General features: G+C 43.5%; 19 protein-coding genes. 16 read left to right on the top strand and 3 right to left on the bottom strand.

Going from position 1 to position 19,791, the window contains the following annotated elements:
- The first annotated feature begins 1 nt into the window (after nucleotide 1).
- The 9 genes from MN199_RS08380 to MN199_RS08340 are packed head-to-tail and all read left to right on the top strand — an operon-like array spanning nucleotide 2 to nucleotide 7,654.
- Nucleotides 2-739 carry a heme ABC transporter permease gene (locus MN199_RS08380; protein WP_335739083.1) on the top strand — a complete coding sequence of 246 codons (738 nt, stop codon included), beginning with the start codon at nucleotides 2-4 and terminating at the stop codon, nucleotides 737-739.
- Nucleotides 740-940, top strand: coding sequence for a heme exporter protein CcmD (gene ccmD / locus MN199_RS08375; protein WP_132584291.1), 201 nt, complete (start codon nucleotides 740-742; stop codon nucleotides 938-940).
- Nucleotides 940-1,440: a cytochrome c maturation protein CcmE gene (ccmE, locus tag MN199_RS08370; protein WP_132584289.1), complete on the top strand. Its 501-nt coding sequence runs from the start codon at nucleotides 940-942 to the stop codon at nucleotides 1,438-1,440. Before ccmD ends, ccmE begins: the two co-directional genes overlap by 1 nt.
- Nucleotides 1,441-3,414: a heme lyase CcmF/NrfE family subunit gene (locus MN199_RS08365; protein WP_335739082.1), complete on the top strand. Its 1,974-nt coding sequence runs from the start codon at nucleotides 1,441-1,443 to the stop codon at nucleotides 3,412-3,414.
- Nucleotides 3,407-3,979 carry a DsbE family thiol:disulfide interchange protein gene (locus MN199_RS08360; RefSeq protein ID WP_335739081.1) on the top strand — a complete coding sequence of 191 codons (573 nt, stop codon included), beginning with the start codon at nucleotides 3,407-3,409 and terminating at the stop codon, nucleotides 3,977-3,979. Before MN199_RS08365 ends, MN199_RS08360 begins: the two co-directional genes overlap by 8 nt.
- Nucleotides 3,979-4,452 (top strand): cytochrome c-type biogenesis protein, encoded by a 474-nt coding sequence (locus MN199_RS08355; RefSeq protein WP_335739080.1) that lies wholly within the window; start codon nucleotides 3,979-3,981, stop codon nucleotides 4,450-4,452. Before MN199_RS08360 ends, MN199_RS08355 begins: the two co-directional genes overlap by 1 nt.
- Complete coding sequence (gene ccmI, locus MN199_RS08350; protein WP_335739079.1) at nucleotides 4,449-5,645, top strand: c-type cytochrome biogenesis protein CcmI; 1,197 nt, start codon at nucleotides 4,449-4,451, stop codon at nucleotides 5,643-5,645. Before MN199_RS08355 ends, ccmI begins: the two co-directional genes overlap by 4 nt.
- Before the next feature lies 1 nt (nucleotide 5,646).
- A complete protein-coding gene (locus MN199_RS08345; RefSeq protein ID WP_132584279.1) occupies nucleotides 5,647-6,435 on the top strand; it encodes an MlaA family lipoprotein in 789 nt (262 codons plus the stop codon).
- A 22-nt stretch (nucleotides 6,436-6,457) separates the two neighbouring features.
- The gene (locus MN199_RS08340; protein WP_335739078.1) at nucleotides 6,458-7,654 is read left to right on the top strand and encodes a serine hydrolase domain-containing protein; all 1,197 of its coding nucleotides are present in this window, start codon (nucleotides 6,458-6,460) and stop codon (nucleotides 7,652-7,654) included.
- A gap of 143 nt (nucleotides 7,655-7,797) precedes the next feature.
- On the opposite strand, the gene rlmA is transcribed toward MN199_RS08340, so the two are convergent.
- On the bottom strand, nucleotides 7,798-8,595 hold the full coding sequence (rlmA, locus tag MN199_RS08335; RefSeq protein ID WP_335739077.1) for a 23S rRNA (guanine(745)-N(1))-methyltransferase: 798 nt from the start codon (nucleotides 8,593-8,595) through the stop codon (nucleotides 7,798-7,800).
- A 154-nt stretch (nucleotides 8,596-8,749) separates the two neighbouring features.
- Here rlmA and MN199_RS08330 point away from each other — a divergent pair, with 154 nt between their 5' ends.
- Entirely contained in the window at nucleotides 8,750-9,073 is a 324-nt protein-coding gene (locus MN199_RS08330; RefSeq protein ID WP_335739076.1) for a DUF440 family protein, read from the top strand.
- A 74-nt stretch (nucleotides 9,074-9,147) separates the two neighbouring features.
- Here the strand turns inward: MN199_RS08330 and MN199_RS08325 are convergent, their stop codons facing one another.
- Nucleotides 9,148-10,704 carry a peptide MFS transporter gene (locus MN199_RS08325; RefSeq protein WP_335739075.1) on the bottom strand — a complete coding sequence of 519 codons (1,557 nt, stop codon included), beginning with the start codon at nucleotides 10,702-10,704 and terminating at the stop codon, nucleotides 9,148-9,150.
- A gap of 148 nt (nucleotides 10,705-10,852) precedes the next feature.
- Nucleotides 10,853-11,155, bottom strand: a complete 303-nt coding sequence (locus MN199_RS08320) for a DUF6170 family protein (protein WP_132584269.1) — start codon at nucleotides 11,153-11,155, stop codon at nucleotides 10,853-10,855.
- 110 nt (nucleotides 11,156-11,265) lie between these two features.
- Between MN199_RS08320 and wecB the strand changes: the two genes are divergently transcribed.
- The 6 genes from wecB to rfbB all read left to right on the top strand — a co-directional run bounded on the left by wecB (nucleotide 11,266) and on the right by rfbB (nucleotide 19,791).
- Nucleotides 11,266-12,399 (top strand): non-hydrolyzing UDP-N-acetylglucosamine 2-epimerase, encoded by a 1,134-nt coding sequence (wecB, locus tag MN199_RS08315; protein WP_132584267.1) that lies wholly within the window; start codon nucleotides 11,266-11,268, stop codon nucleotides 12,397-12,399.
- Nucleotides 12,400-12,431: 32 nt separating this feature from the next.
- Nucleotides 12,432-13,436 carry an SDR family oxidoreductase gene (locus tag MN199_RS08310; protein WP_335739074.1) on the top strand — a complete coding sequence of 335 codons (1,005 nt, stop codon included), beginning with the start codon at nucleotides 12,432-12,434 and terminating at the stop codon, nucleotides 13,434-13,436.
- Nucleotides 13,437-13,486: 50 nt separating this feature from the next.
- Nucleotides 13,487-14,764, top strand: coding sequence for a Vi polysaccharide biosynthesis UDP-N-acetylglucosamine C-6 dehydrogenase TviB (tviB, locus tag MN199_RS08305; protein ID WP_335739073.1), 1,278 nt, complete (start codon nucleotides 13,487-13,489; stop codon nucleotides 14,762-14,764).
- A 96-nt stretch (nucleotides 14,765-14,860) separates the two neighbouring features.
- Complete coding sequence (locus tag MN199_RS08300; RefSeq protein ID WP_335739072.1) at nucleotides 14,861-17,611, top strand: SLBB domain-containing protein; 2,751 nt, start codon at nucleotides 14,861-14,863, stop codon at nucleotides 17,609-17,611.
- A gap of 91 nt (nucleotides 17,612-17,702) precedes the next feature.
- Nucleotides 17,703-18,626, top strand: a complete 924-nt coding sequence (locus tag MN199_RS08295; protein ID WP_335739071.1) for a Wzz/FepE/Etk N-terminal domain-containing protein — start codon at nucleotides 17,703-17,705, stop codon at nucleotides 18,624-18,626.
- A gap of 91 nt (nucleotides 18,627-18,717) precedes the next feature.
- On the top strand, nucleotides 18,718-19,791 hold the full coding sequence (gene rfbB, locus MN199_RS08290) for a dTDP-glucose 4,6-dehydratase (RefSeq protein WP_335739070.1): 1,074 nt from the start codon (nucleotides 18,718-18,720) through the stop codon (nucleotides 19,789-19,791).

The following is a 19,791-nucleotide window of genomic DNA, read 5'->3' as shown; positions in this document are numbered from 1 at the left end:
TATGTTTAAATGGTTGCACCCTTATGCTAAGCCAGAAACCGTATACCAGCTATGCGGTCGCTTTTATCCTTGGTTAATTGCCCTTGGCGTCGTGTTATTGCTAGTGGGCAATATCTGGGGCTTGGCCTTTACACCCGCTGATTATCAGCAGGGTGATAGCTATCGCATCATTCATATTCATGTACCTGCAGCCATTATGTCGATGGGCACCTATTCGGCTATGGCAATTGCTGCCTTTATTGCCTTAGTTTGGCAAGTAAAGGTCGCGCAGTGGTCAGTACTAGCGATTGCTCCTGTTGGTGCGATATATACCGCCATTGCATTAATTACCGGTATGGCCTGGGGTAAACCCATGTGGGGTACTTGGTGGGTATGGGACGCACGTTTAACATCAGAGCTAATTTTATTATTTTTGTATCTCGGGGTCATTGCATTAAGTGGCGCGTTTTCAGACCGGAAAACGGGCGCTAAGGTAGCATCTTTACTGGCTATTGTTGGCGTTATTAATCTGCCTATTATTCATTTCTCGGTAGAATGGTGGAACACCTTGCACCAGGGCGCGTCTCTTACCAAGTTTGCCAAGCCGTCAATTGACCCCAGTATGTTATGGCCGTTGCTTATTAGCATATTGGCATTCAAAGTCATTATGCTAGCGTTGGTGTGCTTGCGTTTACGCACCGCCATTTTGTTAAATGAGCAACACCGACCCTGGGTAAAAAACCTTGTGGAGGCACAATAGATGTATTTTCAGTCAATGGCCGATTTTTGGCATATGGGTGGCTATGCGCTATTTGTTTGGTTGTCGTTTGGCATTACTTATTTGTTATTAGTAGCGTTAACGGGTTATAGCCATTACCAACAAAAACAATTTAAACGTCAACTGCAATCAAGGTTGGCGCGCGAGCAACGTGTGAAGCAATATCAGGAGCAAACAAAATAATGCAGCCAAGACGTCAGAAACGTTTACTCGCTATCCTCGTGGTCATTGCCCTGTTAACCGGTGCCGTTGGTGCAATGTTATACGCATTACAGCAAAATATTGATTTGTTTTATACGCCATCGCAATTAATCGATGGATTGGGCAATGACAAGGTTAAACCGCAAATCGGCCAGCGCTTGCGTATTGGCGGCATGGTAGTTGTTGGCTCAGTAAAGCGTGATCCTAATTCGTTACAAGTGAGCTTTGATTTAGTCGACACTGGGCCGTTAGTGCATGTTACTTATAAAGGTATTTTGCCTGATCTGTTTCGTGAGGGCCAAGGCATAGTAGCGCAGGGTACACTAGTTGACGCCACTACCATCGAAGCCAACGAAGTATTAGCCAAGCACGACGAAGAATATATGCCACCAGAAGTTGCTGAGGCGATGAAAGGAATTAAACATGTGCCGCCGTCACAGCTTGATGCCAGCACAAATAAACCGACGCAAGGATCATACTAAATGATAGTTGAAGCCGGACAGCTAGCGCTTACCTTTGTTTTTGCCTTATCGTTACTGCTGGCAGTAGTGCCACTGCTGGGCAGCTTTACAGCTAATCAGCGTTTGCTGCTGTTGGCTAAACCGTTGGCGTTTGGTCAGTTTGCTTTTGCTTTAGTGGCAATGGCCGCATTAGTTTATGCGTTTTGTCATAACGATTTTACCGTTATTAACGTGGCACAAAACTCCAGCTCTACTTTGCCTTGGTATTACCAAGTTACCGCAAGTTTTGGCTCTCACGAAGGCTCAATGTTGCTATGGGTATTAATGTTGGCGTTTTGGACAGCGTTGGTAGCGCAGTTTTCTAAAGCATTACCCTTGTTATTACAGGGGCGCATACTGGGTATCTTGGGTTTAATCAGTGCGGGTTTTGTTGCCTTTTCCTTGTTTATGTCTAACCCATTTTTGCGCAGTTTACCGTTCTTTCCGGTAGAAGGGCGCGACCTTAACCCATTATTGCAAGATTTCGGCATGATTATGCACCCGCCCATGTTGTATATGGGCTACGTCGGTTTTGCTGTGGCGTTTGCCTTTGCTATCGCGGCGCTGATGAGCGGCCGTTTCGACAGTGTGTGGGCGCGTTGGGTTCGGCCTTGGGCGCTGGCTGCGTGGTTGTTTTTAACCCTTGGCATTATGCTAGGTAGCTGGTGGGCTTATAACGAACTGGGTTGGGGCGGTTGGTGGTTTTGGGATCCGGTAGAAAACGCCTCTTTTATGCCTTGGTTAGTTGGTACGGCCTTAATTCATAGTTTAGCGGTAACCGAAAAGCGCGGCACTTTTAAAAGCTGGACCGTATTATTGGCGTTAGCGGCATTTGCCTTAAGTTTAGTCGGTGCATTTTTAGTGCGTTCCGGTGTGTTGGTATCGGTGCATTCATTTGCTACCGATCCTGGTCGCGGTTTGTATTTGCTAGTGTTTTTATTGCTGGTCGTGGGTGGCTCATTGCTGCTCTATGGCCGTCGGATGAATTCAGTGCGTAGCCAAGCTAGGTATCAGTTGTTCTCTCGTGAAATGCTGCTGTGGGGCAATAATATATTTTTGCTTACTGCCTGTTTAATCGTGTTTTTAGGCACCTTGTTTCCGCTATTTCATAAAGAGTTGGGCTTAGGTTCTATTTCTATTGGTGAACCATTTTTTAATCAAATGTTTTATTATCTTTCGATCCCCTTTGCGCTCTTACTCGGCCTAGGCCCTTGGGTACGCTGGAAACAACAGCAGGTTATGCCATTAATGCGTCCGCTTAGCTTAGTGGCAATAGCCGCATTAGCTATTGCTCTGGGTGTGTTATCTAGCATGCAAAGCGTGCAAGCAAACTTGGCCTTACTTGGCATGTTGTTAGGTGCTTGGGTGGGTATTTCCGCCTTAGCCGAGGTGGTGCTGCGCTTACGTCAATTTGGTTCTATTGGTAAAGGCATCACTAAACTTAATGCGAGCCACTATGGTATGACCTTGGCGCATATCGGTTTTGCGGTACTGGTAATCGGTGTTGCTATGACCAAAACCTATACCACCGAGCGCGATGTTCGCATGCTAGAAGGTGACACCGCCACAGTGGCCGGCTATGAGTTTACACTAACCGATGTGTACGATTTAAATGGTGCTAACTATGGCGGGCAAGCTGCTGAGCTAGATGTACGGCAAAATGGCCAATTTGTTACCCATTTACACGCCGAAAAACGCTTTTATCGTATTCAACGTACGGTAATGACCGAATCTGCGGTACATGCGCGTTTAAGCCGTGATCTTTATGTATCGCTAGCTGAAGAGTTACCCGGTGGTGCTTGGGCACTGCGTATTCAAGTAAAACCCTTTGTGCGTTGGATCTGGCTCGGCGGTCTGTTAATGGCGCTAGGTGCACTATTAGCTTTGGCCGATAAACGTTATCGGCGAAAAACGACAACGACTGATGCAACAGTAGCGGGAGTAGCTGATGCGTAAAGTGCTGTTTTATGTACCCTTAGTTGCATTTTTGGCGTTAACGCTATTTTTACTTAGTGGACTGTTTTCTGATCCGCGTGAGCGCGAGTCAGCCAGTTTAAACAAAGCCTTACCTGATTTTGCCTTGGCTGATTTAATGCAGCCAAAAAAAATCTGGACGCCAGAAAAACTAAAAGGCGAAACCTATTTATTAAACGTCTGGGGCACTTGGTGTCCTACCTGTAACGCTGAGCTGGGTTATCTAGCCGAATTGCGTAAGCAGGGCGTAAAAATTGTTGGGTTGTATTATGAACTGCCGCGTGACCCCACCTTTGATGCACCGTTTAATCTTGCGGTATTACAGCAAGACGTACAGCAAAAATTAACGCAACAGGGCGATCCTTATCAATTTAATATGCTAGATATTAAGCGCAGCTTGTCACTCGATCTTGGCGTTAGTGGCGCACCAGAAACCTTTATTATTGACGCTAACGGCATAGTGCGAGCGCATCATATTGGCGATATTAATCCTATGGTGTGGCGCAGTAAACTGGCGCCGTTATATCAGCAGTGGAGAACGCCATAATGCGCCCACTCAGTGTATTCGCGTTACTCTGCTGGGTGTTGTTTAGCAGTGTTAATGCCTATAGCCAAGAAGTATTGCAGTTTGATAACGAACAGCAACGCCAATTGTATCAGCAACTTACTGCAGAGTTACGCTGTCCGCAGTGCCAAAACCAAAATATTGCCGACTCGCATGCCGTGGTGTCTGTTGATATGCGAGGCAAAACCTATCAGTTAATTCGCGAAGGTAAAAGCCGGCAACAAATACTCGATTATATGATTAATCGCTATGGCGATTTTGTGCATTACATTCCACCGGTTAATCGCTACACCTTGTGGTTATGGTTGCTGCCGTTACTGGTATTATTGGCATTATTGGTTACGGGTATTGTGCGTCGCTCTCGTCAAGCTATTGGTTCAGATGCTGCAATACAACCTACGTCAGAGGCCGAGCTTGATCAACTTATCGCCCGTTACCGGAGTAAAAAACCATGATTTGGCCTGTTTTAATTGCCGCTTTATGCATGTTGTTGTTCACTGCGCTATGTTTATTCTGGCCTAGACGTGCCGCTAATTTACCCCAGCAAACACCAAGCCAATTATTTGAAGAGCGGTTACAACTATTAGCCCTAGCAAGAGACAGCGGTGAGCTAGCCGAGCAAGATTTTGATAGTGCAGCCCAAGAGTTAAAAAGCCAGTTTTTGCAGAAAACACAGTCAGCCGCAGTTTTGTCAGCCAAACCAAGCTGGCAATTGCCGGCCGTGTTGCTGGTTATTGTTGCAGTGCTGGTTGGTGCAATTTATAGCCTCAGCGGGCATTACCAACAGCTAGCTGACTGGCAACAAGCACAGCAAAATCTAAAACAGTATGGCGAACGAGCGCTATTAAACCAAGGCGAGCCACTATCTGAGCAAGAAATTGAATGGTTTGCGCTAGCGCTTCGCACGCGTTTAGCGAATGAGGGCGATGATGCGGTAGCATGGATGTTACTTGGCCGTATTCGCTTATCACAGGGCGCGGTAGAGCAAGCGGTTGCTGCCTTTGAGCGCGCGCTGCGTTTAACTCCAGAACGTACTCCGTTATTGCTTAGCTATGCGCAGGCACTCATTTTGCTGGCCGATGACGCTAGCTTGGCTAGAGCTGGACGAGCAGTAGCGAAAATACTAACTAAAGAGCCCAAAAATAGCGATGCGTTATCGTTAATGGCGTTGATCGCCTATGAAAAAGGCGATCTCGCCGAAGCAACGAGTGCATGGCAGTTGTTATTAACGCAATTACCCCAAGACGATCCGCGCTACAGTGCGGTGCAGCAGCGCTTAAAAGAACTGGGCGTAAAAGTTGAAGTGGCTGGGCGTGTTATTAACGTACGTTTAAACGTTGCACCTGAGCTAAAGCAAGCTAACCCAGAAGCCAGTTTGTTTTTATTCGCCCGTGCGGTAGATGGCGCGGCCTTGCCGCTAGCCGTGCAGCGTATTCCCTTACCTGAAGGCAAGGTAGAACTGCAACTTACAGAGCAAATGGCCATGCAAGCCGGGTGGAGCTTAGCCAATTCTGATCAGGTTCAGGTTGTAGCACGTATGTCATTGTCAGGCACTGTTGAACAGCGTCCTGGCGATATTCAAACCGTGTCCGATACTTTACAGTTTACTCAGCAAAGCCTTACTATTTCTTTAACCTTGGAACCCTAATATGCGGCTTTCACTATTTAAATTAGCCCTAGTTTTAATTGTCTCAGTATTAGTAGGTTGTGCCAGCAAACCGGCACAACCTGCGCAAGAGGCTAACAATGCACCCCAGCAGCGTTACGTTGATAACCGTGACCCCTTAGAAACCATTAACCGGCCGTTCTGGGATTTCAACTATGATATTTTAGACCGATATTTTTTGCGGCCAGTAACCGTCGGCTATATGGCTGTGGTGCCTAAACCTGCGCGCAAAAGCTTAGTGAATGTGGCCAGCAATTTGAACGAACCAGCCAGTTTTTTAAACGGCGCCCTGCAAGCTAAACCGCAAAGTGCCGCCATTAGCGCGGGGCGGTTTTTAGTTAATAGCACCTTGGGTATATTTGGCTTATTTGATGTGGCGACAAAAATAGGCTTAGTCGAGCAAGACGAAGATTTTGGCCAAACACTCGCCGTATGGGGCGCAGGTAATGGGCCTTACCTCATGTTACCTGCACTTGGCCCTACCACAGTGCGCGATACCACAGGTAAAGTAGTCGATAATTTGTATTTTCCATTAGCATTGTTAAATGCGCCGCTGACGATAGCGCGCGGTGCTATCGCGGCACTTGATGGTCGTGAAAAGTTAATGTCGATGGAAAATATGTTAGATGAATCGCTAGACCCTTATGCCTTTATTAAAGAGTCATATTTTCAGTATCAACAATTTAAAGTGTTTGACGGCAACCCACCACAACCGCCAGAGCCTGATATTGACGAAGACGTATTTGATGATTTACTGGACGACTTAGATTAATGCCAACAGAAGCAAGGTCAACATGAAACCGCTTTTTTTTATAGTGCTAGCTTTGGCATTTAATGGCTTTGCTCAGGCCAGCGATGATGACGCTATAGCGCAGGGGGAAAATGAACTTGCGGCGCTAATCGCCGACTTTGAGCAATACTATGCCGGTAAACTTAGCGAGCAAGATATTCCTGGCGGAGCTTATGCCATTGTGCAAGGTAATAAAATTATTGCTACTGCCGGTTTTGGTGTAAGGGAAAAAGGCCTACCTGAATTGGTTGACCCCAATACCGTGTTTCGTATTGCTTCAGTATCAAAAACTTTTGCTGGTGGCTTAACCAGTATTTTGGCCAGCGAAGGTAACTTTAACTGGGACGACAAGCTGGTAAAATACTTACCTGATTTTTCTTTTAAAACAAAGAAATACAATAGCCAGCTAACACTTGAGCATTTGTTATCGCAAAGTACCGGCGTAATGGCCAATGCCTACGATAACCTAATAGAAGCTAACGTGCCGCTTGATAAAATTTTACCGCAATTTAGTAAAATCGATCCGCTATGTAACCCCGGACAGTGCTACGGTTATCAAAATGTACTGTTTAGCTTAATTGATCAAGTTATTCAAAAAACCACAAAAAAAACGTACGCGCAATTATTAGAAGAACGCATTATAAAGCCGTTACAGTTACCTACAGCATCGGTAGGGCTAGATGGATTTTTTAGTACAGAAAACCGTGCCATGCCGCATGTGCGAGCCCGAGGTAAATGGCACCCAACTAAGGTTGCCGAGAGTTATTATCATTTCAGTCCAGCGGCAGGTGTTAACGCCAGCGCTATTGATCTTGGCTATTGGTTAATCGCCCAGTTAGGCCATAACCCTAAGGTATTATCTGAAGAATTATTAAAAACTATTACTAAAAAACGGGTGAAAACCCGTCGTGATTTGCGTCGCAAAGAATGGCGACGTTATTTAACTGATGCCCATTATGCTTTAGGTTGGCGGGTATATCAGTTTGGCCAAGACGAATTAATTTACCACGGTGGCTGGGTGCAAGGCTTTCGGGCGGAAATAGCGTATTCGCGCGAGCATCAGCTCGGTTTGGTCATGCTAATGAATGCCGAATCTAATTTAATTAACGAGCTAGGTACGTACTTTTGGTCAGGTGTATTAACAGCCATTCATCAACAGCAGCAAGACAAAAAAGACCAGTTAAAGGCTAATGCTGACTAGTTAGGTTAACGAACCGAGTTGCTCACGCCAACACGCCGTAAACCCATCCATGGGGGCTCGTTTCAGGCATCCATGCCTTCAACGGTTGGCTTAGAGCAAATCGGTTCTCATTGGCACTGGGTAAGTTGGCTTTACAAAGATGACTAAGTTGTTTTTTGATATAAATCGATCAGAAAATCGACGCTGATCAGCGGTACAGTATCGGCAAACTGCTGCTTTTGTTCAGCGGTAAACTTCCATGCCAAAGGCACCATTTGTATCAAGGCTAATACGTCATCAGCGTGTTTAAACTGCAGCTGAAATTGCAAGCGTTCTCGTTTTAAATGCGTAAAGCCAGTAATTGGTGCTATCGCATCGCTATGTAATTGCACGTTCGTATAAATAGCCTGTTTCATCTCAATTAAATGTCTTGGCCCGGGCACCACTGTTAATAAATGGCCCTCAGTTTTTATCACGCGGGCTAACTCTTCTGCTTTAGATGGGGCATAAATGCGCACTACGGCAGCAAAGCTATTCGCAGCAAACGGCAGCTGGTAAGCACTGGCAACACTAAAGTTGATTGCTGAGTACGCTTTAGAGGCATATTTCACCGCATTTTTTGAAATATCGATACCGTAAATCGCCGTATACGCTAAAGCATGTTGTAGCTGGCCAGTGTAGTAACCTTCGCCGCAGCCTAAATCAAGCAAATTACTAGGTGCTAGCTTAGCCAGTAGCTGGGCTACGGCCTGCGCTAACGGCGCATACCAACCGGCTTGTAAAAACGTGCGCCGAGCTTGCATCATGTCCTTATTGTCACCGGGATCTTTAGAGTTTTTTTGCTGTACCGGCAATAGGTTAACATAACCCTCTTTAGCCATATCAAAGCTATGATTGTTAGTGCATTGATACTGTTTAAGATTAAGTAATAATGGCGTTTGGCAAAGCGGGCACAGGTACATAATAAAATCTGCTTAGAAAAAAGGCCGCTAGTGTAGCAGCACAGCAGTGTTTTCGCCAAAGCCTTGCTATACTGCGCGCCAATAACCAGCTTGGGTAATTGCATTTACCCTAATGCAAGACCAGTGGCCTAAGTACAATATAACCGGAGCAGCAATGCAAGATTTAGAATTGTGGACGTTGGACGAATTATGTGACCATGCCTTCGATATTTTTGAAGAGTTGGCCAGCGAAAACCTGTCGGCTGAAGATTATGGCCAGTACCAGCAACATTATGAAAACCGAGGCTATGTTGACTTGGTTATTCCTAACGGTGACTGGGCCGATATGATGATGCAAGATTTAGAGCCCGAGCTACATTTCGAAGCGCAAATTGGTTTAACGGGTGAGGCGGGCGAAGCTGATATCGTTTTAGCGCGGATACTGCTTAGCCGAGAGAAATATGAATCTTTATGCCACGCCCAGTGGCGAGGCCAATAAAACCCACTGTCGGGGTCAGATCCAGAATTAACAAATGGATCTGACCCCCAAAGTTACCAAAGTTACAAAGTTAGTTAAGATATACCATGCATGCGTTTTTTCAGCCAAGGGCTAATAACTAGCATAAACACACCAACGGCTATACCAACATAAAATAAGAAGCTAAACAATTCAGTGTACGCCGCGAGTGCTTCACCTACGTCAGCTACTTCGCCAGCGTTAGTATCAATAGCCGCCAGTTTTGCCAATTGTGTTGCTAGCAGTTCAGAGTAGGCGGTGGCTAAGAACCAGCTACCCATCATTACACCAACTACTTTCGGCACGGCTAACTTAGTTACTGCCGACAAACCTACCGGCGACAAGCATAACTCACCCATAGTATGCAGTGCATAGGCTAACACTAGCCACCAAGCTGCAACGTATCCGGCATCGTTCGGGTGCGTGGCGCCATAAACTAAAGCACCAAAGCCTAAACCTGCTTGGATAATACCTAAAGCAAATTTAACCGGCGTACTAGGTTCTAGTTTACGTTTACCCAATGCAAACCATAGCCAAGCAAATAACGGGGCTAGGGTAATAATGAAGAACGCATTTAGTGCACCAAATTGCCCTGCAGTGGCTTGATAACCAAAGATATTGCGGTCTAGTACACGGTCGGCATAAAGTGTCATCGACGATGCCGATTGTTCAAACAACGCCCAAAATACCACCGTAGACATGGTTAAGATGATAAGTACAATCATCCGGTCGCGCTCTTCTTTATTACACTGGGTAACAATAAACCAAATAATGCCAACCAGAACGATAAAGGATAAGCCGATCAGTGTGCTGTGCACCACCGGGTTATATTGTACCAGCTGCCAAATTACTGCTAATGCCGGCAATGTGGCTAGATAAATTAACCATTCTTTATTAATGCCGGCAAATACCTTTTCTTTTAATAGCTTAGGATTAGCTGGCTCGGCATAACCGAATAAGTATTTTTGCCCAGTTAAAAATACAATTAAGCCCAATACCATACCGATACCGGCTAAGCCAAAGCCGTAGCCCCAGCCATAGGTTTCACCTAGGTACGTAACTAATAACGTGGCAATAAAAGAGCCTAGATTAATACCCATATAAAAAATGGTAAAACCAGAGTCGCGCCGCGAATCTTCTTTACCATACAGTTGGCCAACAATGGTTGAAATGTTCGGTTTTAAAAAGCCAACGCCAATAATGATTAAGGCTAAAGAAAAATAAAATACTTGTATCGCCTGATTGTCACGAACCACAGCACCATTTTCCATGTAAGCCTGAAAGCCCTCATAAGCTAAGCCTAAATGGCCCAAGCACAGTAAAATAGCGCCAAAGGTTACCGCTTTGCGCATACCTAAGTAGCGGTCGGCTAACATGCCGCCAATCACCGGCATCGCGTAAACTAAACCGGCGTAGCTACCTAATACGTCTAGGCCGCCCGCATCACTAAATAAGTGATACTTAGTTAGATATAACAACAGCAAATATTTCATACCGTAAAACGAAAAGCGCTCCCACATCTCAGTGAGAAAGCACACATATAGCCCGACCGGATGGCCGAGAAATTGCGGTTGGTTAGCAGGTGCTGCCGCAATAGTGCTTGATTCAGTCATGAAAACCCCAGTTTTATTAGAATTATTAACCTAGTGTACTTTGCACTAGGGCGCGCCGATTATGCAGATCAAATAGCCGGTTGTCACCCTTAGGGACGCGGCAAAGCGATAAAAACTACGAGAAAAGTGCGATAGTAATGACAAAACTTTACGGGTTAGGCACTAATTGCTGACGTATTTTAGCAAAATGCTTACGGCATAAGGCAAAGGTTAAAGGTCTGGTAATGGCTGGGTACAATACAACAAGTAACACCGCGTAGCCCAGAATATACCAGCCAGAGCTTCTTGCCATTAGCAAAAAAAGCGGAGTTAAAATTAACAGCTTAATAATGTTCAGCGTAATTTTAGTTGGTACGGGCAATAAATTTGCAGCTTGGCGCACCACATCCATACGCTGAGCAAAATTTAAACCAGCCAGTTCGGGAATATTTTTACTGTTAAAATAAATCATCTAAAATCCTATTTAGCCATAGCTTCGGTGTGTAGTTTACCTTTTCACTCTATCGCTTTTAAAGGGCTTTTGGTAAGCTTTACGCCTTTCGCGCGATAAAAGGTAATGCAATGATTAAAGTTCTTAGTGTGTTTGGTACTCGACCAGAAGCCATAAAAATGGCGCCGTTGGTAAACTTGCTAAAACAACAGCCTGATATTGATAGCCGAGTCTGTGTTACTGGCCAACATCGCGAAATGTTAGATCAAGTGCTACAGCTATTTGATATAAAACCCGAATATGATTTGGCTATTATGAAAGCAGGCCAAGATTTATACGACGTTACCACCAATATCCTGCTTAATATTAAGCCAGTATTGCGAGACTTTAAGCCCGACATTGTATTAGTGCATGGCGATACCAGTACCACCTTCGCTGCCGCTTTAGCCTGTTATTACGAAAAAACAGCGGTAGGGCATATTGAAGCTGGGTTGCGTACCGGTAATATTTATAGCCCTTGGCCGGAAGAGGCTAATCGTAAGCTCACTAGCGCTATTACACGCTTGCACTTTGCGCCAACGACTAACTCAGAACATAACCTAGTGCAAGAGCAGGTTAACCCAGCTGATATTTTTGTTACCGGCAACACGGTGATTGATGCGTTGTTACAAGTGGTCGAGAAAATAGAAGCCAATAGCGAGCTAACAGCAGATTTTAGTAAACAGTTTCCGTATGGCCAAAATGGTCGGCGTTTAGTGTTGGTTACTGGGCATCGTCGTGAAAGTTTTGGTAGTGGCTTTGAGCATATTTGTGCGGCATTAAAGCAAATTGCATTGCAATTTCCAGATTGCGATATCGTTTATCCGGTGCATTTAAATCCTAATGTACGTGAACCGGTGTATCGCTTATTGTCAGATGCAAAAAATGTGCATTTAATTGCACCGCAAGATTACTTACCCTTTGTGTATTTAATGAGCCGCAGTACTCTAGTATTAACCGACTCGGGCGGTATTCAAGAGGAAGCGCCATCGCTGGGTAAGCCGGTATTAGTTATGCGCGATACTACTGAGCGCCCTGAAGCGGTAACCGCGGGTACGGTAAAGTTAGTTGGTGCTAATACAGAAATTATCGTTAAAGAAGTTAATAAATTACTGACTGACAAAGCCTATTACGATAGTATGAGCTTCGCCCATAACCCCTATGGCGATGGTAAAGCGTGTCAGCGCATTGTCGATGTCATTAGAACGCACGTCAGTGGCAGTTAGTCATTAATAGAGTGAAAAGTAGAGTGAAAAATATGGATGTTTTGCAACAACTTCAGTCGGCCTCAAAGCGCTGGTTGGTAACAGGTTGTGCTGGCTTTATCGGCTCTAATTTAATTGAAACCTTGTTAAAGGCTAACCAGCAGGTAGTAGGCTTAGATAATTTTGCCACCGGCCATCAACGTAATTTAGATGAAGTGCAGCAGTTAGTTAGCCCCGAGCAGTGGGCTAACTTTCAGTTTATAAATGGCGACATTCGCAATTTAACGGACTGCCAGCAAGCGTGTGCTGGTGTCGATTTTGTATTGCATCAAGCGGCGCTCGGTTCAGTGCCACGTTCTATTGCCGACCCTATCGCCACTAACAACACTAATATCAACGGTTTTTTAAATATGTTGGTCGCAGCTCGCGATGCCAAGGTTCAGCGCTTTGTTTATGCGGCTTCTAGCTCCACTTATGGCGATCATCCGGCGTTGCCAAAAGTGGAAGACGTCATTGGTAAGCCGTTATCGCCTTATGCCATTACTAAGTTTGTTAATGAGCTGTATGCTGATGTATTTTCACGCAGCTACGGCTTTCATAGTATTGGTCTGCGCTATTTTAATGTGTTTGGCCCAAGACAAGACCCTAACGGTGCTTATGCCGCAGTCATTCCAAAATGGACCGCGGCGATGATTGCGAACCAGCCTGTAGTGATTAACGGTGATGGTGAAACCAGCCGCGACTTTTGTTTTGTCGCTAATGCTGTGCAAGCTAATATTCGTGCCGCATTAGCTAACCTTGAGCACAGCGACGTATTTAACGTAGCTTTAGGGGATCGTACAACCCTTAACGAATTATTTAGTGCCATAGCACAAAGTTTGGCTGACAATAATATCCATTATACGCAACAACCCACCTATGCTGATTTTCGCGCGGGTGATGTACGTCATTCACAAGCGGATATTAGCAAAGCCAAACAACAACTTGGTTACGCTCCAGAGTACCGGATTAACGACGGTATTAAGTTAGCTATGCCATGGTATATTCAGCAGCATTAATTAATAGTGCATAAATTTTAACAACGTAAACGGATTTACAGGATCACAGAATGAAACATATCGCCGACAGTCGCATTGCTATTATTGGTTTAGGTTACGTAGGTCTGCCGTTGGCAGTAGAATTTGGTAAACATTACCCAACAATAGGCTTTGATGTTAATAAAGCCCGCATTGCCGAGCTAAAAAGCGGTGAAGATCATACCCTAGAAGTATCGAGCGAAGAGCTAAAACAAGCTGATAAACTTAGCTATAGCTGTGAACTGGATGACTTACGCCAAGCCACGGTATTTATTGTTACTGTACCCACACCCATCGACAAACACCGTCAGCCCGATTTAACTCCGTTAATTAAAGCCTCAGAAACCCTGGGTAAAGTGATTAAAGCCGGTGACATTGTTATTTATGAGTCAACGGTATACCCAGGCGCGACCGAAGAAGACTGTATTCCCGTTATCGAGCGTATTTCTGGCCTTAAATACAATGTCGACTTTTTTGCCGGTTACAGCCCAGAGCGAATTAACCCAGGTGATAAAGAACACCGCGTTACCACTATTAAAAAAGTAACTTCGGGTTCAACACCACAAATAGCCGATTTTGTCGATGCTTTGTACGGCAGCATTATTACTGCAGGTACCTATAAAGCTAGCTCTATTCGCGTAGCTGAAGCGGCTAAAGTTATAGAAAACACCCAGCGCGATTTAAACATTGCATTAATTAACGAGCTAGCCGTTATTTTTAATAAACTCGGTATCGATACCGAAGAAGTATTGTTAGCGGCTGGTACTAAGTGGAACTTCTTGCCGTTTCGCCCAGGCTTAGTCGGCGGCCACTGTATTGGTGTCGACCCATATTATTTAACGCATAAAGCGCAAACTATTGGTTATAACCCAGAAGTTATCTTAGCTGGCCGACGCATTAACGACAGCATGGGCCGCTATGTGGTAAGCGAACTGGTTAAAGCCATGATCAAACGCAGTATTCAAGTCAATGGCGCCAAAGTATTAGTTATGGGCCTTACTTTTAAAGAAAACTGCCCAGATATTCGTAATACTAAGGTTGTTGATATTCTTACCGAATTAAAAGAGTACGGCGTACAAGCAGATGTATACGACCCTTGGGTTGATAGCGCTGCTGCTGAGCATGAATATGGCATTACGCTAATTAATCAGCCGCAGCAAAATACTTACGATGGCGTAATCTTAGCGGTAGGCCATAAGCAGTTTAAAGACTTAGGCGCAGCGGGTATTCGTGCACTAACTAAAGTTGATAGTGTATTATACGATCTTAAATATGTATTAAGCGCCGCAGAAAGTGATTTGCGCTTGTAAAAGAAGCGCGACTGTAACTAGGCAGAAATAAAAAATAAACAAAGGTGCTCTGTTTCGTCTCAGAGCATTTTTTAATTAATAAATACGGAGCTATACGTGGTTAATTTTTTTAAATTGTTAGCATTTTTTTTGCTTCTTGCAGTGCCTATTCTTGCCGCGGCGCAAACTGTAACTCCAGCTATGATGGAGCAATTTAAACAACTGCCTAAAGCACAGCAAGAGCAGTTAGCTAAACAATATGGCATAAACTTAAGCGATCTTGGAGTAGACAGTAGCACTAGCTCTAATACTGAAACCCCAGATAATGAGCTGCAAGATCGACAAAGCCGTAGAAAGCAACAACAATTTGAACAGAAGAAAAAACAAGACGACGCCAAACTTAAACGTTTTGGTCTGAACATGTTTGATGAAGCAAGCTCAGTATTTTCCCCTGCCAAAAACTTGCCTGTCCCGGATGACTATATTCTTGGGCCTGGCGATAAGTTGCAACTGCAACTTTTTGGTAAGGTTAATCGTGATGTTAAAGCTGAAGTTAATCGTGATGGCGCAATTAGCATTAGCGAAATGGGTGCAATACAAATATCTGGTTTACGTTATGCTGAAGCGAAAAAGCTTATAGCTGAGCGAGTTAAGCAACAGTTATTAGGTACTGATGTTGCCGTTAGCATGGGCACGCTCAGAACCATTAATATACTTATTGCCGGCGAGGCTAAGTATCCAGGTTCATATAACTTGCCCGCATTAAGCTCTGTTACGCAAGCGTTATATGCTGCGGGTGGCGTTAGTGATATTGGTAGCTTACGTAATATCTCAGTACAACGATCTGGCAAAAATGCCGCTAATTTTGATTTGTATGAATTGTTATTAAAAGGTAATGCCAAAAATAATGTGTTCTTAAAAGATGGCGATGTTATTTTTATTGCACCTATAAGTGCTGTCGCTGAAGTTAGTGGCGAAGTACGTCGGCCCGCATTATACGAAATAGCGCCAACTGATACTTTACTCGACTTGCTTACTATGGCTGGTGGTGCAAAGCCTGGTGCATATCCTCAGCAGGCTGTGTTACAACGCTTTAATGAGCAAAATTTACGCGATTATTTGAGTGTAGATTTAACCGATAGACAACAGCAAAAAATTATTATTCGTGCCGGTGATGCGCTCAAAATCGGCGCAACATCGCCACAGGTTAAAAACTCCGTAACACTTGCTGGTGCAGTTGCACGACCAGGTATGCATGCATGGCGACAAGGTTTACACCTTACCGATTTATTGGGCTCTAGATGGTCAGACTTGCAACGTACCGCAGATCTTAATTATGGCATCGTATTACGCGAAATTAATTCACTAGGTGATATTGAAATACTGCAGTTTCGTTTAGCTGATGCGATTCAACAGCCGCAAAGTGCAGAAAATATTGAGCTGCAAGCCAGAGATACCGTTATTGTATTTCACCAAGCATTGCAGGCTTATCAGCGCTCTACTTTAAATAAATATCTACGAGATAAGTTAGAGCAACGCTTTGATATCGCAATAGAATTACGTTGGTTAAATCAGCTAGATATTGCCGAGAATGGCTTTCGGTTAATGTCAAACAAAGACGAGTTAACTGAAGAGCGTTTTATTGACGATATTAAAAAGCTAAAGTCTGGTGATAATCGAACCTATGCTGAAGACATTTCGCGTCAAGATCAAGAAAAGGCGTTAAAAGAAAGTTTTGCTTATTTGCTAGAAAATATTCTAGACGATGCTGAATTAATTAAACTAACACCACATTTAACTCGCACCGAGTTGCTCTATCCTGTATTAGAAAAATTACGGTTACAAGCACGTAATGGTACAGAGCCACAAATTGTCAGCGTTAGCGGGGAAGTCTTAGTTGAAGGTGATTATCCAAAAGCGAAAGAAGGTAATGTCCTCGATTTGATTGATGCAGCCGGAGGCTTAAAAGATTCAGCATTTCTTCAGCGTGCAGAGCTATCGCGAGCAGTCACAAATGCAGAATCAGTACGCGGTGTATACATCGAACACTCAACCATTGATTTATCAGCAGTAATATCAGGAAAGCAAAGTATCAGCCTTGCTAGTAGAGATCGGTTAAATGTGTTCGCAGTGCCTGAATGGGATTTAGATCGAACCATAAAGTTGAATGGTGAAGTTAAGTTTCCTGGCATTTATACTATTCAGCAAGGTGAAAAGCTGTCCGATGTATTGAAGCGTGCAGGGGGCATAACGGAAAATGCTTTTATTGATGGTACTTTATTTACCCGAGAGCAAATACGTAAGAGTGAAACCCAGCAGTTAAAGAAATTAAGTGAACAGCTACGTTCAGATATTGCCGCAAAATCATTATCGAGCGACACCGCCCGAATTTCACCTGAAGATGCTATTGCGATGATAAGTGAAATAGAAAAGGTTAAGCCGATCGGCCGGTTAGTAATTAATTTGCCAATGATAATAGCTGGTGACACAGGCGCTGATTTGCAAGTAGAAGACGGTGACGAGCTTTATATTCCCAGAGCCAACAACACTATTGCTATTGTCGGTGAAGTACAGCATCCAAGCAGTCACCGTTTTGCTGCGAACTTAGTATTAGAAGATTATTTAAAACTGGCAGGTGGTTTTCGTAAGCGTTCTGATAAAGACCGAGTTTATGTTATTCGCGCTGATGGTTCAGTAATAGTTCCAGAAAGCAGCTGGTTTAGTGTCAGCAAAAATAGCCTTAAAGCCGGTGATACCATTGTTGTACCGTTAGACACGGAATATAAAGATAATTTAAGTTTGTGGGCTCAGGTTACTCAAATTTTCTATCAAAGTGCGGTTGCTATAGCTGCGTTAAATAGTTTTTAGAGCGCAGCCTCACTTTAAAGACAGTTAACTAAGAGCGTATTAGTTTGCTAGTTTGGACGATTAAACTAAGTAAGTAGGTTAAAGAAGCACAATGGCACGACAACAAATAAAACCTGAAAATGATGAAATTGATTTACGTGAACTATTTGGTGTTACTTGGCAATCTAAATGGTTAATTATTTTCTTCTCTAGTATTAGTGCACTCTTAGCCGTAATTTATGTGTTAAGTTTACCTAATATCTATAAAAGTGAAGTGTTGTTATCACCAGTTGTTGCAGATGAGGCGATGAAAATCCCTGGTCAACTAGGTGGTTTAGCTGCACTAGCTGGTGTAAATTTGAGTGGTGGTAGCGGCGATAAAACAGCGCTTGCACTTGAGATTATTAAATCACGTGATTTTCTTGGGCGCTTTATTACTAAGTATGACCTATTCGTACCTATAATGGCCGCTAAAGACTGGAACTCTATTGAAAATAGTTTAATTATTAATGATAAGATTTATGATGTTGCTAAGCAGGAATGGGTTCGTAAGGTTAAGGCACCATTTTTACCTAAACCCAGTTTATTAGAAACACATGAAGAGTTCTTGAAGTTACTAAACATATCAAAAGATAAAGCAACGAAGATGGTGAGATTAAGCATAGAGTATTATTCACCTTATTTAGCAAAAAAGTGGCTAGATTTATTGGTAATCGAAATTAATGATGAAATGAGACAACTTGAAATATCTGAAGCAGAAAGTAGTCTTCAATACTTAAATGCGCAGTTAGATAAAACAACTATTAAAGATGTTCAAAGTATGTTTTTTTCACTGATAGAGGAGCAAACAAAGACGTTAATGCTAGCGAACGCTCGTAAGGAGTATGTATTAAAAACGGTAGATTCTGCAGTTGTTGCAGAAAAAAAAGACAGACCGGCTAGAGCATTAATAGTCATATTTGCGACATTTTTAGCATTTTCATTTACAGTTTTAATTGTTTTAATTAGACATTTTTCGAGAAATACTACAGATTAAAATAGTATTTTCTACGCATTTTATAAGTAAGCTAACTAAAAATTAACCTTGGTTACTTATGTTGATTTTTTTGAGGGATTGGGTAGTTTAGATGAAGGTTTTGGTAACTGGTGGTGCAGGCTTTATTGGTTCAGCTGTTGTGCGCCATATTATTAACAATACTGCAAACAGTGTTGTTAATATTGACAAGCTGACTTACGCAGGCAATTTGAATTCGGTAGCGTCTGTTGACACTAGCCCACGCTATGCATTTGAACAAGCGGATATTTGTGATGCAGCTGCCATAACCGCAATATTTAAAAAACATCAGCCGGATGCAGTTATGCATTTAGCCGCTGAAAGCCATGTTGACCGCTCTATAGAAGGCCCTGCTGCGTTTATTGAGACCAATATTATTGGCACTTACACGCTGTTAGAAGTAGCTAGGCATTATTGGGCTAGCTTAGATGCTGCACGTAAAAACAAGTTTAAATTTCATCATATTTCTACAGATGAAGTATTTGGTGATTTACACGGCACAAACGATTTATTTACTGAAACTACCCCTTATGCACCCAGCAGCCCTTATTCTGCGAGTAAAGCTAGTTCTGATCATTTAGTGCGGGCTTGGCAGCGTACTTATGGCCTGCCGGTTATTGTTACTAATTGCTCTAATAATTACGGCCCTTATCAATTTCCGGAAAAACTAATTCCATTAGTGATATTAAATGCCTTAGAAGGTAAACCTTTACCCATTTATGGTAAAGGTGATCAAATCCGTGATTGGCTATATGTCGATGACCATGCGCATGCGCTATATCAAGTGATCACTGAAGGAAAAGTAGGCGAAACATACAACATTGGCGGCCACAACGAAAAACAAAATATCGATGTAGTGCATGCTATTTGTGAGCTGATGGACGAACTAGTGCCAATGCACGAACGCGGCTATCCACTTAACACTAAATACTCATCACTTATCACTCATGTAACCGATCGCCCCGGCCATGATCTACGATATGCTATCGACGCCAGTAAAATTGAGCGAGAACTCGGTTGGAAACCAGCAGAAACGTTCGAAACCGGCTTACGTAAAACGGTTCAGTGGTATTTGGACAATAAAGCGTGGTGGCAAGCAGTTTTAGATGGAAGTTATAAATTAGAGCGCTTAGGACAAGGAGCTTAG

The organism is Rheinheimera metallidurans (assembly GCF_036983985.1).
In the GTDB taxonomy this organism is placed as follows: domain Bacteria; phylum Pseudomonadota; class Gammaproteobacteria; order Enterobacterales; family Alteromonadaceae; genus Alishewanella; species Alishewanella metallidurans.
This window is presented reverse-complemented; position numbering and strand designations above follow the sequence as displayed.

Bases quoted from the DNA above. Each gene is read 5' to 3' on its own strand.
- MN199_RS08295 (WP_335739071.1), top strand. From the start codon at position 17,703: ATGGCACGACAACAAATAAAACCTGAAAATGATGAAATTGATTTACGT.
- ccmI (WP_335739079.1), top strand. From the start codon at position 4,449: ATGATTTGGCCTGTTTTAATTGCCGCTTTATGCATGTTGTTGTTCACT.
- rlmA (WP_335739077.1), bottom strand. From the start codon at position 8,595: ATGTACCTGTGCCCGCTTTGCCAAACGCCATTATTACTTAATCTTAAA.
- MN199_RS08330 (WP_335739076.1), top strand. From the start codon at position 8,750: ATGCAAGATTTAGAATTGTGGACGTTGGACGAATTATGTGACCATGCC.
- wecB (WP_132584267.1), top strand. From the start codon at position 11,266: ATGATTAAAGTTCTTAGTGTGTTTGGTACTCGACCAGAAGCCATAAAA.
- ccmD (WP_132584291.1), top strand. From the start codon at position 740: ATGTATTTTCAGTCAATGGCCGATTTTTGGCATATGGGTGGCTATGCG.
- MN199_RS08380 (WP_335739083.1), top strand. From the start codon at position 2: ATGTTTAAATGGTTGCACCCTTATGCTAAGCCAGAAACCGTATACCAG.
- MN199_RS08345 (WP_132584279.1), top strand. From the start codon at position 5,647: ATGCGGCTTTCACTATTTAAATTAGCCCTAGTTTTAATTGTCTCAGTA.
- MN199_RS08340 (WP_335739078.1), top strand. From the start codon at position 6,458: ATGAAACCGCTTTTTTTTATAGTGCTAGCTTTGGCATTTAATGGCTTT.
- MN199_RS08355 (WP_335739080.1), top strand. From the start codon at position 3,979: ATGCGCCCACTCAGTGTATTCGCGTTACTCTGCTGGGTGTTGTTTAGC.
- MN199_RS08360 (WP_335739081.1), top strand. From the start codon at position 3,407: ATGCGTAAAGTGCTGTTTTATGTACCCTTAGTTGCATTTTTGGCGTTA.
- MN199_RS08310 (WP_335739074.1), top strand. From the start codon at position 12,432: ATGGATGTTTTGCAACAACTTCAGTCGGCCTCAAAGCGCTGGTTGGTA.
- MN199_RS08320 (WP_132584269.1), bottom strand. From the start codon at position 11,155: ATGATTTATTTTAACAGTAAAAATATTCCCGAACTGGCTGGTTTAAAT.
- ccmE (WP_132584289.1), top strand. From the start codon at position 940: ATGCAGCCAAGACGTCAGAAACGTTTACTCGCTATCCTCGTGGTCATT.
- MN199_RS08365 (WP_335739082.1), top strand. From the start codon at position 1,441: ATGATAGTTGAAGCCGGACAGCTAGCGCTTACCTTTGTTTTTGCCTTA.
- tviB (WP_335739073.1), top strand. From the start codon at position 13,487: ATGAAACATATCGCCGACAGTCGCATTGCTATTATTGGTTTAGGTTAC.
- rfbB (WP_335739070.1), top strand. From the start codon at position 18,718: ATGAAGGTTTTGGTAACTGGTGGTGCAGGCTTTATTGGTTCAGCTGTT.
- MN199_RS08325 (WP_335739075.1), bottom strand. From the start codon at position 10,704: ATGACTGAATCAAGCACTATTGCGGCAGCACCTGCTAACCAACCGCAA.